The sequence below is a fragment of the Streptomyces sp. NPDC007945 genome (genome assembly GCF_042958885.1).
GTDB lineage: Bacteria > Actinomycetota > Actinomycetes > Streptomycetales > Streptomycetaceae > Streptomyces.
Map to the genome: position 1 here is coordinate 160492 of NZ_JBIBJV010000009.1, position 12341 is coordinate 172832.

Annotated in this window: 12 protein-coding genes; 7 read left to right on the forward strand and 5 right to left on the reverse strand. The window is 74.0% G+C overall.

Annotation, left to right across the window (positions count from 1 at the left end):
• Positions 1-157: 157 nt before the first annotated feature.
• Both ACFZCF_RS26545 and ACFZCF_RS26550 read right to left on the reverse strand, forming a co-directional pair.
• Entirely contained in the window at positions 158-1606 is a 1449-nt protein-coding gene (locus tag ACFZCF_RS26545) for an SPFH domain-containing protein (RefSeq protein WP_391289276.1), read from the reverse strand.
• 95 nt (positions 1607-1701) lie between these two features.
• The gene (locus ACFZCF_RS26550; RefSeq protein ID WP_388448704.1) at positions 1702-1905 is read right to left on the reverse strand and encodes a hypothetical protein; all 204 of its coding nucleotides are present in this window, start codon (positions 1903-1905) and stop codon (positions 1702-1704) included.
• A gap of 117 nt (positions 1906-2022) precedes the next feature.
• On the opposite strand from ACFZCF_RS26550, the gene ACFZCF_RS26555 reads away from it, so the two are divergent.
• The 3 genes from ACFZCF_RS26555 to ACFZCF_RS26565 all read left to right on the forward strand — a co-directional run bounded on the left by ACFZCF_RS26555 (position 2023) and on the right by ACFZCF_RS26565 (position 4097).
• Entirely contained in the window at positions 2023-2262 is a 240-nt protein-coding gene (locus ACFZCF_RS26555) for a hypothetical protein (RefSeq protein WP_391289278.1), read from the forward strand.
• On the forward strand, positions 2259-2528 hold the full coding sequence (locus ACFZCF_RS26560) for a hypothetical protein (RefSeq protein ID WP_388448549.1): 270 nt from the start codon (positions 2259-2261) through the stop codon (positions 2526-2528). The genes ACFZCF_RS26555 and ACFZCF_RS26560 overlap by 4 nt, the downstream gene beginning before the upstream one ends.
• 381 nt (positions 2529-2909) lie before the next feature.
• Complete coding sequence (locus ACFZCF_RS26565; protein ID WP_388448551.1) at positions 2910-4097, forward strand: thiolase family protein; 1188 nt, start codon at positions 2910-2912, stop codon at positions 4095-4097.
• Positions 4098-4188: 91 nt separating this feature from the next.
• Here ACFZCF_RS26565 and trxA read toward each other — a convergent pair whose 3' ends face one another.
• Positions 4189-4569 carry a thioredoxin gene (gene trxA, locus ACFZCF_RS26570; RefSeq protein ID WP_388448553.1) on the reverse strand — a complete coding sequence of 127 codons (381 nt, stop codon included), beginning with the start codon at positions 4567-4569 and terminating at the stop codon, positions 4189-4191.
• A gap of 177 nt (positions 4570-4746) precedes the next feature.
• Here trxA and ACFZCF_RS26575 point away from each other — a divergent pair, with 177 nt between their 5' ends.
• Both ACFZCF_RS26575 and ACFZCF_RS26580 read left to right on the forward strand, forming a co-directional pair.
• Positions 4747-6216 carry an FAD-dependent oxidoreductase gene (locus ACFZCF_RS26575; RefSeq protein WP_391289378.1) on the forward strand — a complete coding sequence of 490 codons (1470 nt, stop codon included), beginning with the start codon at positions 4747-4749 and terminating at the stop codon, positions 6214-6216.
• Entirely contained in the window at positions 6213-7130 is a 918-nt protein-coding gene (locus ACFZCF_RS26580) for a hypothetical protein (protein ID WP_391289281.1), read from the forward strand. Before ACFZCF_RS26575 ends, ACFZCF_RS26580 begins: the two co-directional genes overlap by 4 nt.
• Before the next feature lie 31 nt (positions 7131-7161).
• On the opposite strand, the gene ACFZCF_RS26585 is transcribed toward ACFZCF_RS26580, so the two are convergent.
• Positions 7162-7767: a TetR family transcriptional regulator C-terminal domain-containing protein gene (locus ACFZCF_RS26585; RefSeq protein WP_391289283.1), complete on the reverse strand. Its 606-nt coding sequence runs from the start codon at positions 7765-7767 to the stop codon at positions 7162-7164.
• A 185-nt stretch (positions 7768-7952) separates the two neighbouring features.
• Here ACFZCF_RS26585 and ACFZCF_RS26590 point away from each other — a divergent pair, with 185 nt between their 5' ends.
• The gene (locus tag ACFZCF_RS26590) at positions 7953-9359 is read left to right on the forward strand and encodes a cytosine permease (protein WP_391289286.1); all 1407 of its coding nucleotides are present in this window, start codon (positions 7953-7955) and stop codon (positions 9357-9359) included.
• A 304-nt stretch (positions 9360-9663) separates the two neighbouring features.
• Positions 9664-11328, forward strand: coding sequence for an amidohydrolase family protein (locus ACFZCF_RS26595; RefSeq protein WP_391289288.1), 1665 nt, complete (start codon positions 9664-9666; stop codon positions 11326-11328).
• Positions 11329-11681: 353 nt separating this feature from the next.
• Here the strand turns inward: ACFZCF_RS26595 and ACFZCF_RS26600 are convergent, their stop codons facing one another.
• Positions 11682-12302, reverse strand: coding sequence for a DUF305 domain-containing protein (locus ACFZCF_RS26600; RefSeq protein WP_391289290.1), 621 nt, complete (start codon positions 12300-12302; stop codon positions 11682-11684).
• Positions 12303-12341 lie beyond the last annotated feature (39 nt).

The following is a 12341-nucleotide window of genomic DNA, read 5'->3' on the forward strand; positions in this document are numbered from 1 at the left end:
CTCAGTACCCAACAACCTTCCCCCACCCCCACCCCCCCACGCGGCGTGTGGGGGCGCGCGCCCCGGGGGGGGGCCGCGGGGGGGCCCGGGGGGGGGGCCCCCCCCCCCCGGGGTGCCGCCCCCCGGCCCGTGTCCCGCACGGGATCGGTGCGGTCGGTCACGTGTCGTCGTCGGCGACCTCGATCTCGACCGTCGTCACCGCCACCCCCTTCTCCGCTGCCGCGCGTGCGGTCGGTACGGCCGTCGGTTCGGCGGTCGGGGCCGGGCGGTCGGAGCCGTTCGGGCCCATCGTGGAGAGCAACTGGCGGGCGAGGCCGAGGCCCGTACCGCCCATGGTGAGCGCCTTCGCGAACATCTCCGCCATGCCGTCGGCGCCGTTCAGGAGGACCATCTGGTCCACGTTGCCGAAGGCGGACGCGCCGGCCTCGACGATCTCCGGCCACCGTTCGGCGAGCTGCTGCGCGACCACCGCCTCCTGGTTCTCCGCGAGAGCCGCCGCACGCGCCTTGATCGCCTCCGCCTCGGCCAGGCCCTTGGCCCGGGTGGCCTCGGCCACCGCGAGGCCCTTGGCGTGCGCCGCCGCGGCCTCGGCCTCGCCGGTGACCCGGGTCGCCGTCGCCGTCGCCGCGCTCGCCAGCTCGGTCTCCCGGGCGTTGGCCTGCGCGGCCGAGATCCGCGCGTCGCGCTCCGCCTCGGCCAGGGTCCGCGTCTCGTACGCCAGCGCGTCGGCCGGCTTGCGGACGTCCGCCTGGAGCTGCTGCTCCTTGCGGTGCGCCTCCAGCTCCGCGACCCGGGTCTCCTGGACGACGACCTCCTGCCGCGAGGCCGCCTCGGCGAGCGGACCGGCCTGCCGGGCCCGGGCGCTGGCCTGGTCCCGTTCGGCCTGATAGCCGGCCTGCAGGATCTCGCTGTCGCGGGTCGCCTCCGACATCCGGGCGGCCGCCTGCTGCTCGGCCTCGGTCGCCAGCCGGTTGGCCTCGGCCTGCGCGATCCGGGCGTCGCGCTGCACTGCGGCCGCGTGCGGGGCGGCGAGGTTCTTGATGTACCCGGTCGGATCCTCGATCTCGTGGATCTGCAGCGAGTCGACGATCAGGCCGAGCTTCTCCATCTCCGTGCCACAGGCCGAACGCGCCTGCCCGGTCAGCTTCTCCCGGTCACGGATCATGTCCTCCACGGTCAACCCGCCCACGATGGCGCGGAGATGACCGGCGAAGACGATGTGCACCCGCTCGCTCATCAGCTTCTGCTGGTCGAGGAAGCGACGGGCCGCGTTGGCGATCGACACGAAGTCGTCGCCCACCTTGAAGATGACCACGCCCCGGACCTTGAGCGGAATTCCCTGGTGGGTGACGCATTCGACCTGCAACTGCGTCTCGTTGAGGTCCAGCGACAGCTTCCGCACCGCCTGCACGCCCGGCACCACGAGGGTGCCGCGCCCGGTCACGATGCGGAAGCCCATGCCGTCGCCGAGGCCTTCGTTCTTGTGGTTGGAACCGGAGATGATGAGGGCCTCGTTGGGTTCCGCGACCCGCCACATCATCTTGAACAGGACGATCAGGACGACGACCGCGCCGACGACGGCGCCCGCCAGAATGCCGATGCCCATGGGAAAGGGTCCCCCTTCACCGGAGCCGTGCGGATCCGGTGAAGGGAGTGTGCGCCCGGCGGGCCGGGGCCTCAACGGTCGTGCAGGCTGTCGTGTCAGACGCCGTACAAGGCTGTGACATAGACGGTGCGCGGAGGGAGGTGTTCCACGACGGTCACCAGAGTGCCGACCTCGATCCGCTCCTTCGGGCCCGCCGCGTACGCGAGGAAGTGCTCGGCCCCACCGCGGATCCGGAGCATCACCTCACCGACGAGACCGGGCCCGACGGTCCCGGTCACCCGGCCGAGCAGTCCCACCATCGAGCTCTCCATCGACTCGTCCATGACCGAACGGTACGTCAGAAGGGCGGCGCGCGAGGGTGGTTGCGGTCCCGCCCTGATCAGCGGACCGAACGGGTCGACCGCACCGCGAGGCCCATGCTCCTGATGCGCGGTCTCCAGGACGCGGGATGCGCCGTGGCCGAGCAGACCACCGTCGTCGGCCGGCCCCTGGGCCCCGGCCGAGCCCCGTGTGCATCGACCTGCTCCGGGGGGAAACCGGCCGAGCTCGTCGACGACGCCGTGCACGGCACCGACGTCGAGACGAGCACCCGCTTCCTCCTGTACTCGCGGGTCGTCCGGCGCGAGCCCGGCGGAACGCTTAGCGTCGGTGCATGAGCACTCACCCGAACCGTTACGAGATCCTTCTGGTTCCCGGTCACGTCGAGGACCGGGGCGGTGCGAGCGTCGCCGACACCGCGGTGCGCTCCGCCGTGGTGGAGCGCACCGGCCGGTACGGCGAGACCGGATACCCGATCTACGAGGGCCACGGCATGACCGCCGACATCGACCCCGAGACCCGCACGGTGGAGGCCCTCCTGGTGGACGGCCGCGAGCTCGACTACGGCCTGGTGGCCCTGGTACGGGACGCGGCGCGGGGGTGAGGGGCGGGGCCCACGCCCCCGTCCGCCCTCGGCGGCGCGGGCGGTCCGGTGCCGCCCCGGTGGGCGGAGGCGGCCCGGGCGGAGGGCCCGCGCCACGGGAGGGGCCCAGGGGAGCCCCATCCCGCACACCCCCATCCCGCACCCCCGATCCCGCACGCCCCGAGTCAGCGGCCCCCAAGCCTTGGCGCCCGCGCGGGCAAGGCTGGTCGTGGCGCTGGGGGAGGCCCCAAGTCAGGCGATGCCCGGTCGATCACCCCGCCTCCGCCTCCCCAGGAACCGTTGACAGGCGCGGCGCCGGGGCTCAGACTCTGCGCGCGCAGCCGCGCGAAACTTGTTTCACCAGGCGAACAGAGTCGTTCCGCCGGGACCGGGAGAGATCCGATGAGCATCCGCGACGTGTACATCGTCGACGCCGTCCGCACCCCCATCGGGAAGTTCGGCGGCGCCCTCGCCTCCGTACGGCCGGACGACCTCGCCGCCCATGTCGTCAAGGCCCTCGTCGACCGCACTCCGGACCTCGACCCGGCCCTCGTCGACGACGTCTACTTCGGCGACGCCAACGGCGCCGGCGAGGACAACCGCGACGTGGCCAGGATGGCCGTCCTCCTCGCCGGGCTGCCGGTCACCGTCCCCGGCGTCACCGTCAACCGCCTCTGCGGCTCCGGCCTGGAGGCCGTGATCCAGGCGGCGCGCGCGATCGCGCTCGGCGACGCCTCCGTCGCCGTCGCCGGCGGCGTCGAGTCCATGTCGCGCGCCCCCTGGGTGCTCCAGAAGCCGGAGCGGGCCTTCCCCGCCGGCCACCAGCAGCTGCACTCGACCACCCTCGGCTGGCGCATGACCAACCCGGCCATGCCCGCCGAGTGGACCGTCTCCCTGGGCGAGGGCGCCGAACTCGTCGCCGACAAGCACGCCCTCGGCCGTGACGTCCAGGACGCCTTCGCCCTCGACAGCCACCGCAAGGCCGCCGAGGCGTGGGCCAAGGGACTCTACGACGGCGAGGTCGTCCCGTACCCGGGCGCGGAGCTGACCCGCGACGAGTGCGTCCGCGAGAACACCTCCCTGGAGGCGCTCGGCCGCCTCAAGCCCGCCTTCCGGGCCGACGGCGGCACGGTCACCGCGGGGAACGCCTCCCCGCTCAACGACGGCGCTGCCGCCCTCCTCCTCGTCGACGAGGACGGCCTGCGCGAGACCGGCCGGGAGCCGCTCGCCCGGATCCGCGCCTCCGCCGTCACCGGCATCGAGCCCCAGCTCTTCGGCCTCGGCCCGGTCGCCGCCGTCCAGCGCGCCCTGGGCAAGGCCGATCGCACCTTCGCCGACCTGACCACCTTCGAACTCAACGAGGCCTTCGCCGCCCAGGCCCTCGGCTGCCTCGCCGAGTGGCCGGAACTCGACCCCTCGATCGTCAACCCGCGCGGCGGCGCCATCGCCCTCGGCCACCCGCTCGGCGCGTCCGGCGCCCGCCTCGCCGGCTCCGTCGCCCACCAGCTCGCCGCCGCGGGCTCCGGCACCGGCCTCGCGGCGCTCTGCATCGGCGTCGGCCAGGGCCTGGCCCTGGTCCTGGAGCGCTGACCGGAGGCCGGAGCCTCCAAGAGGGACGTCCTACGGACACGGGAGAGCCCCCGCCTGAGCGGGGGCTCACCTCGCGCGCGGGGCGCCCGGATCACTCGGACGACGGGGCCTGGGCCTGCTGCGCCGCGACCGACTTGCGGACCTCGTCCATGTCCAGGTTGCGGGCCTGGCCGATGACGTCCTCCAGGGCCGCCTCGGGCAGCGCGCCGGGCTGCGCGAAGATCGCCACGTTGTCCCGGACGATCATCAGGGTCGGGATCGACCGGATCTCGAAGGCGGCCGCGAGCTCCTGCTGGGCCTCGGTGTCGACCTTCGCGAAGACCAGGTCCTGGTGGCGCTCGGAAGCGGCCTCGTACACCGGCCCGAACTGACGGCACGGTCCGCACCAGGAAGCCCAGAAGTCGATCAGGACGAAGTCGTTGCCGCTCACGACCTCGTCGAAGTTGTCCTTGGTGAGCTCGATGGTGCTCATGCTTCCGCCTTTCGGTCTCCGGTGGTGTCCTCACGGTCCCCTGGGGACTCGCCCCGCACAACGGCCTATCGAGCCGCGCTATTCCGGCCCGCACCCACCAGACTGTTCCCCATGACGCGAACGGCGGCGAACGAACACCCGAACGAGCACGGAAACGCGCAGGGGGAGGTCCAGGGGATGGCAGAGGGCCGCGTGCCGGGACACGGCACCGAGCACGAGTACGACGTGGTGGTCATCGGCGCGGGACCGGTCGGCGAGAACGTCGTCGACCGGGTCCGGGCGGCCGGTCTGACCGCCGCGATCGTGGAGACCGAACTCCTCGGCGGTGAGTGCTCCTACTGGGCGTGCATGCCGAGCAAGGCCCTCCTCCGCCCGGTCCTGGCCCGCTCCGACGCCCGTAAGGTCCCCGGTCTGCGCGAGGCCGTCTACGGCCCCCTGGACGCCCTGGAGGTCTTCGCGCACCGCGACGAGACCGTCGGACACTGGAAGGACGACGGGCAGGTCGACTGGCTGGACTCGATCGGGGTGCGCGTCTACCGCGGGCACGGGCGCGTGGCCGGGCCGCGGCGGGTCGTCGTCGACGGACCCGAGGGCGAGCACCACGTCCTGGCCGCGCGGCACGCGGTGGCCGTCTGCACCGGCAGCCGCGCCGTCCTGCCCCCGCTGCCCGGGCTCTCCGGCGCCCGCCCCTGGACCAGCCGCGAGGCGACCAGCGCCGACCGGGTGCCGGGCCGCCTGCTCGTGGTGGGCGGAGGCGTCGTCGGCGTCGAGATGGCCACGGCCTGGCACGCGCTCGGCTCGCACGTGACCATGCTGGTACGCGGCGAACGGCTGCTCCCGCGGATGGAGCCCTTCGTCGGCGAACGCGTCGCCGAGGCCCTGCGGGCGCGCGGCGCCGACGTGCTCACCGGCGTCGGCGTGGAGGCGGTCGTCCGGGACGGCGGAAGCGGCCCCGTCACCGTGGTCCTGGAGGGCGGCGACACCGTCGAGGGCGACGAGGTCCTCTTCGCGACCGGCCGCGCCCCGCGCACCGAGTCCCTCGGCCTGGAGACCGTCGGCCTGGAACCCGGCTCCTGGCTCGACGTCGACGACAGCCTGCTCGTCACCGGCACCGACTGGCTGTACGCCGTCGGCGACGTCAACCACCGCGCCCTCCTCACCCACCAGGGCAAGTACCAGGCCCGGATCGCCGGAGCCGCGATCGCCGCCCGCGCGGCCGGCACCCCCCTCTCTGGCGCCGCGCCCTGGGGACCGCACGCCGCCACCGCGGACCACGCCGCCGTCCCCCAGGTGGTCTTCAGCGACCCGGAGGCCGCCGCCGTCGGCCTGAGCCTCGCCGAGGCCGAACGCGCGGGACACCGCGTCCGCGCCGTCGACGTCGAGATGACCTCCGTCGCCGGCGCGAACCTCTACGCCCAGGGGTACCGGGGCCGCGCCCGGCTCGTCGTCGACCTCGACCGCGACGTCCTCCTCGGCGCCACCTTCGTAGGCCCGGCCGTCGGCGAACTCCTCCACGCCGCCACCATCGCCGTCACCGCCGAGGTCCCCGTCTCCCGCCTGTGGCACGCCGTCCCCTCGTACCCCACGCTCAGCGAGGTCTGGCTCCGCCTCCTGGAGGCCTACCGGGACGGCGCCGACCCGGCGTGAACCCCGAGGAGCGCGCCAACGCCTACGACGCCCCCTGCACCCGCTGCGGCACCCCCGTCCCGGCCGGGGCCGGGGTCCTCCGGCACGGGCGGCGCGGCTGGGACGTCTACCACCGCGAACACGCTCCCGCGCCCGGCCCGCCGCCGCCCGGCGACCACCCGGGGTGGCACCGTCGCCGCCTGCTGTCCTTGGACATCGGATCCACGGGGAACCGGCCGGAGCGGGACCGGATCACGGGGGCGGCGGTGCGGGGGAGCGACGGGACGGCGCGAGGGTGGGTACTGGATGTTGGATCCGACATCCAGGATCCGAATGCGGGATCCAACATCCAGGATCCGGATAGCAGATCCAGCCTCCAGGATCCGGATCGTGGATCCCGTGCGCCCCATCCGCATGCAGGATCCAGCATCCAGAGCGCCCCGCTCACCCTGCCCGCCCCGCCGGCCCAAGCCCTCGAAGAGCTCGCCGCCCTCCTCGCCGACCATCTGGCGAGCGGCGAACTCCTCGTCGTCTGGTACGCCCCGCACGTCCTGTCGACCCTCCACGCCGAACTGCTCCGCCACGACCTCACGCCCCTCGCCGACCGGCTCCCGGAGGGCGGGGGCGGCGTGGCCCCGCTCTGCGACCCACTGATCCTGGACCGGCACGTGGACCGCTTCCGGCCGGGTGGCCGTTCGCTGCCCGCCGTCGCCGAGTGGTACGGCGTGCCGCACGAGCGCCCGGGTGATCCGGCCTCGGACGCCGAGGCCGCGCTGGGGGTGGCGGTCGCGGTCGCGGCCTCGTATCCGGCGGTGGCGCGGCTGTCGCGGCCGATGCTCCACGCCGAGCAGACGATCTGGTACGCGGAGCAGATGGAGCGTCATCCCGACGCGCCCGCCTGGCCGTTCGATCCTGTGCAGCCTGTCACGGGCTGAAGGAAACAGGTGTGACCGACGGGGGAGCGGCCTACGCGCGCGGTACGAGCAGGGCCGCCGCGGCGCGGGCCGCCTCCAGGGCCGGGCGGGCGCCGGGGCCGGTGTCCTGCCCGAGGACGACCCTCGTGCTCAGACCGTCGAGCAGGGCGAGGAGTTCGGAGGCGCGGGCCGCCGCGTCGAGCGGGGCGAAGCGCCCGCGGGCCGCGCCCGCGGCGAGCAGGGACTCCAGGTCGCGCTGCCAGTCGGCGTCCAGTTCCCGCTGCGCTTCGCGAAGTTCGGGGTTGCCCGCGGTCCTGGCCCAGAGCTCGATCCAGAGCGTCCAGCGCGGATCGCGCGGGCCGCGCGGCAGATAGAGGCGGAGGAAGTCGTCGAGCTTCCGCTCGGCGGTGGTCCGGCGGTCGAGCAGGGCCCGGCGTTCCCCCGCGAGCGCGGCCTCGCTCCAGCGCAGCGCGGCGAGCAGCAGCCGGTCCTTGGAGCCGAAGTAGTACAGGATGTGACCGCCGCTGGTGCCGAGCCGTTCGGCCAGCGCGGACATGGTGAGGGAGGCGAGGCCGTCCTCGGCGATCGCCGCCATGGCCTCCTCCAGCATCCGCTCCTGGGTGACGTGTCCGTCGCGCCGCCGTGCCGCCCCTGCCACCGTCGCCGCACCCCGTTCCGTTCCCTCGCCCGGCCGCCCCGCGGCTGTCGGCCGCGCGTCCTCGTACCGCATCGACCTTAGCCGGATCTCCGCCGGGGTCTTGACGTGGCCGGAACCCGTCACCCATCTTGAATGTCGTTCAAGAACTTAGAACGTCATTCAAGATCCAGGCAGAGGAGCGTGATGTGCTCGACCACGAGACGGCGGCACCACCGACCACCACCCGGGACGAGGTCTTCCAGGTCGAGGCGCACGGCATCGACCCCATCCCCGACGGCGAGCGCCACGGCAGCGCCAAGGACGTCTTCTGGGTCTGGTTCGGCTCGAACCTCACCTTCACCTACGTGATCAACGGCGCCCTCGCCGTCGCCTTCGGCCTCTCCTTCTGGCAGGCCACCGCCGTCGTCGTGATCGGCGGCCTCTCCTTCCTCGCCATCGGAGCCGCGGGCCTCGGCGGCGTCCGCACCGGCACCGCCACCCTCGTCCTCTCCCGCGCCGCCTTCGGGCCCCGCGGCAACCGCCCCGCCGGCGCGCTCAACTGGGTCGTCAGCATCGGCTACACGGTCGTCAACACCGTCGTCGGCACCCTCGCCCTGGAGGCCTTCCTCGCCGCCCTCGGCTGGTCCGGCGGGGCCGCGCCCCGCGCCCTGGCGCTCGCCGTCACCCTCGCCCTGACCTTCGCGATCTCCTTCTGGGGCCACGCCACCGTCCAGTTCGCCGAGCGGTGGATGGCCTACGTCCTCGCCGTCGGCTTCGGCGTCATGGTCGTCCTCCTCGTGCCCGGCGCCGACACCTCCGCCGCCGCGAGCGGGCCCGGCGCCGCGGGCTGGAGCCTCGCGTTCGTGGTGATGCTGGCCGGCCCGTTCTCGTACCTCCCGATGCCCGCCGACTACACCCGCTACCTGCCCCGGACCACCAGCCTCCGGGCCGTCACCGTCAGCGGCGCCCTCGGCGGCTTCCTCTCCTCCGTCGCCCTCGGCATCGCGGGCGTCGCCGCCGCCACCCGCACGGACATGACCGACGCCGTCGCCGGCGCGGAGAGCCTGCTGCCCGGCTGGTTCCGGCCGGCCTTCCTCGCCCTCGTCCTCGGCGGCTCCGTCACCAACTCCGTCCTCACCCTGTACTCCTCCGGCCTCAACCTCCAGGTCCTCGGCATCCCCTGGAACCGCGCCCGCGCCCTCGCCGTCAGCGCCGCCGTGACGGCCGCCGGCTCCCTCGGCGCCCTGTTCCTCAGCGACTTCACCACCTCCCTCCTCTCCTTCCTCTCCCTCCTGATCATCGTCTTCGCCCCCTGGGGCGGCGTCTTCCTCGCCGACATGGTCCTGCGCCGCTGCCGGTACGACTCCGAGGCCCTGCACCGCACCGACCCCGGCGGCGCCTACTGGTACCGGTCCGGCTGGCACCCCGCCGGCGCCGCGGCCCTCCTCGCCGGGGGCCTCTTCTCCGCCCTCACCTGCGACTCCGCCCTCTGGACCGGCCCCCTCGTCGCGCCGCTCGGCGGCGCCGACCTCACGCTCCTCGGCGCCCCCGTCGCCGCGCTCGCGTACGTCCTCCTGGCCCGCCGCACCGCGGTACCGCACCGGGCCGCCTGACACGCCGCGCCATCCAGCCGCACCGGGCCGTCTGACACAGCGCGCGATCCGGCCGCACCAGCCCGTCTGACGCACCCCCGGCATCCGACCGCATCCGGCCGCCGACGCACCCTCGCCATCCGGCCGCACCCGGCTGTCTGGCACACCCCGCCATCCGGCCGCACCCGGCTGTCCGACCACGCCCGGACGTCCGACTCCCCCTGGCGGTCCGACGCTTCCCTGCCGCCCCGCCGAACCCGCCCCAAGCCCGTCCCGCGACCGCGACCGCCGCCACCCCACCTGTACGACAAGGAACACACCCCGCATGAACGGCACCACTCCCGCCCCCGCCGACCTGCTCCTCACCGGCGCCCGCGTGCACACCGTCGACCCCGCCCTGCCGGAGGCGGAGGCGATGGCCGTACGGGACGGCCGGATCGTCTGGCTCGGCGCCGACGCGGACGCCGCCGCCTGGACCGGCCCCGCCACCCGCGTCCTCGACGCCGGCGGACGGCTCGTCCTGCCCGGTTTCGTCGACGCCCACAACCACGTGCGCCTCGGCTCCGACGACGCCTGCGTGCAACTCGCCGGCGCCCGCACCCTCGGCGAGATCCACGCGCGCGTACGGGCCTGGCACGCCGCCCATCCCGACGCCCCCTGGATCGAGGCCGAGGCCTTCGACTACTCCGCGATCCCCGGCGGCCGCATGCCCACCGCCGCCGACCTCGACCCCGCCACCGGCACCACGCCCGCCCTCGTCCTCAGCTATGACGTCCACACCGCCTGGCTCAACACCGCCGCCCTGCGCGCCCTCGGTGTCGACCGCCACCACACCGACCTGCCCTTCGGCCGTGCCGTCACCGACCCCGCCACCGGCGAACCCACCGGCTTCGTCAAGGACTTCGCGGTCAAGGGCCTGTCCCGCGACGGCCACCGTGCCCTGCGCGCCCTCGGCGTCCCCTGGGCCTCGCCCGACCGCCAGTACGGCCGGCTCGCCCGCAGCCTCGACGACGCCATCCGCTTCGGCATCACCACCGTCGTCGAACCCCAGAACTCCCTCGACGACCTCGCCCTGTTCGCACGCGCGCGTGCCGAGGGACGACTCCGCTCCCGGATCGTCGCCGCCCTCTTCCACCCGCGCGGCACCACCGACGCCGACCTCGACGCCTTCGCGAGGGCAGCCGAGGAACACGCCGACGACCGCTTCCGCGTCGGCCCGTTGAAGCTCTACATCGACGACGTCGTCGAGCCCCGTACCGCCGCCCTCCTGGAGCCGTACGCGGGCTGCGCCCACCACCGGGGCGAGACCTTCTACCCGCCGGAGGAGTTCGCGGAGCTGCTCGCCCGCCTGGACGCCCGCGGCTTCCAGTGCTTCGTGCACGCCACCGGCGACCGCGGCATCCGCACCGTCCTCGACGCCGTGGCCCACGCGCGCGCGGCCAACGGCCCGCGCGACGCCCGCCACCAGGTCGTCCACGTCGAGTGCCTCGACCCGGCCGACACCCCGCGCTTCGCCGAACTCGGCGTCGTCGCCTGCATGCAGCCCCGGCACGCCGCCCCCGACATCGCGGGACCGGGCCAGGACTGGGCCGAGAACATCGGCCCCGACCGCTGGCACAAGGCCTGGCCGCTCCGCGACCTGCGCGACGCGGGCGCCGTCCTCGCCCTCTCCAGCGACTGGAACGTCGCCGAGATGGACCCCATGGTCGGCATCCACGCCGCCGTCACCCGCCGCCCGCTCGCCGGCGGCGAGCCCTGGACGGAGGGCCAGACCCTCACCGTCGCCGAGGCCGTCGAGGGCTACACGATGGGCTCGGCGTACGCGAACTTCCTGGAGCACGAGCGCGGCTCGCTCACCGTCGGCAAGCTCGCCGACTTCGTCGTCCTCTCCCGCGACATCCTGCGCATCGCCCCGGAGGAGATCCCCGGCACGGTCGCGGAGTGGGTGGTCGTGGGCGGCGAGGTGGTCGCGGAGCCAGCTGCGGCATGATCCCTCGGCCGGGGCACGGAGGCGGCCGCCGTTAGAGGGGGAGGACAGCCCCCCGGTCCCCAGGCCCGCCCCGAGGAGCCGGGGCAGGCCTGGAGTCCGGCCAGGGTCCGGACCGGATCACGGTCATGGATGAAGGTCACGGGTGTCGGAACCCGGATCGCGGCCCGGGGCCCCGGACCCGGATCCCGGATCCGGGATCCCGGATCCCGGATCCCGGATCCCGGTCTCCGGTCTCCGGTCTCCGGACTCCGGACTCCGGACTCCGGACTCCGGAGTTTGGATCGCGGCTCCTGGTTCCTGGATCCAGGAGCCGCATCAGCAACCCATCCCTCCGATCCGGGTCGCCCGCCCCATCAGAGACGGTCGAGGATCTTCCTCAGCTCCGCGATCTCCGCGGTCTGGGCCGTGACGACCTCGCCGGCCAGGACCTTCGCCTCCGTGTTGCCGCCGGCCTTCTGTTCGGTCTTCGCCATCTCCACCGCGCCTTCGTGGTGGGCGATCATCAGCTCCGCGAACTTGCGGTCGAAGTCCCTGCCCTGGACGGCGGCGAGGTCCTTCATGTCCTGCTCGGACATCATCCCGGCCATGCCGTGGTCCATCGCGGCGGTTTCGGGCTTGCCCCAGCCCCGCAGCCAGGCCTTCATCTTCTGGATCTCGGGATCCTGCGCCTTCTCGATGGCGGCGACGATCCTCTTCACGTCGGGGTCCTCGGCGCGTCCCTCGGCGAGCTCGGCCATCTTCAGGGCCTGCTCGTGGTGGGGGATCATCATCTGCGCGAACATCACGTCGGCCTCGTTGAAGGTCCCGGAGTTCCCGGGGGCGGACGGCGCGGCGGTGGCGGAGGTCGTGCCGCCGTGGTCCATGCCGCCCATGGTGTCGCCGTCGCCGCAGGCGGCGAGGAGCAGGGCGGTCGCGGCGACGGCGCCGGTCAGGCCGAGGACGCGGAGGGCGGCGGGCTTGCGGAAAGTACGCATGGTGATTCCTCGTGTGCTGTACGTACGGGTCAGAGGCTG

Excerpts from the sequence above, each read along its gene's own strand:
- trxA (WP_388448553.1), bottom strand. The coding sequence starts at position 4,569 with ATGAGCACCATCGAGCTCACCAAGGACAACTTCGACGAGGTCGTGAGC.
- ACFZCF_RS26600 (WP_391289290.1), bottom strand. The coding sequence starts at position 12,302 with ATGCGTACTTTCCGCAAGCCCGCCGCCCTCCGCGTCCTCGGCCTGACC.
- ACFZCF_RS26545 (WP_391289276.1), bottom strand. The coding sequence starts at position 1,606 with ATGGGCATCGGCATTCTGGCGGGCGCCGTCGTCGGCGCGGTCGTCGTC.
- ACFZCF_RS26595 (WP_391289288.1), top strand. The coding sequence starts at position 9,664 with ATGAACGGCACCACTCCCGCCCCCGCCGACCTGCTCCTCACCGGCGCC.
- ACFZCF_RS26555 (WP_391289278.1), top strand. The coding sequence starts at position 2,023 with ATGCTCCTGATGCGCGGTCTCCAGGACGCGGGATGCGCCGTGGCCGAG.
- ACFZCF_RS26560 (WP_388448549.1), top strand. The coding sequence starts at position 2,259 with ATGAGCACTCACCCGAACCGTTACGAGATCCTTCTGGTTCCCGGTCAC.
- ACFZCF_RS26565 (WP_388448551.1), top strand. The coding sequence starts at position 2,910 with ATGAGCATCCGCGACGTGTACATCGTCGACGCCGTCCGCACCCCCATC.
- ACFZCF_RS26575 (WP_391289378.1), top strand. The coding sequence starts at position 4,747 with ATGGCAGAGGGCCGCGTGCCGGGACACGGCACCGAGCACGAGTACGAC.
- ACFZCF_RS26550 (WP_388448704.1), bottom strand. The coding sequence starts at position 1,905 with ATGGTGGGACTGCTCGGCCGGGTGACCGGGACCGTCGGGCCCGGTCTC.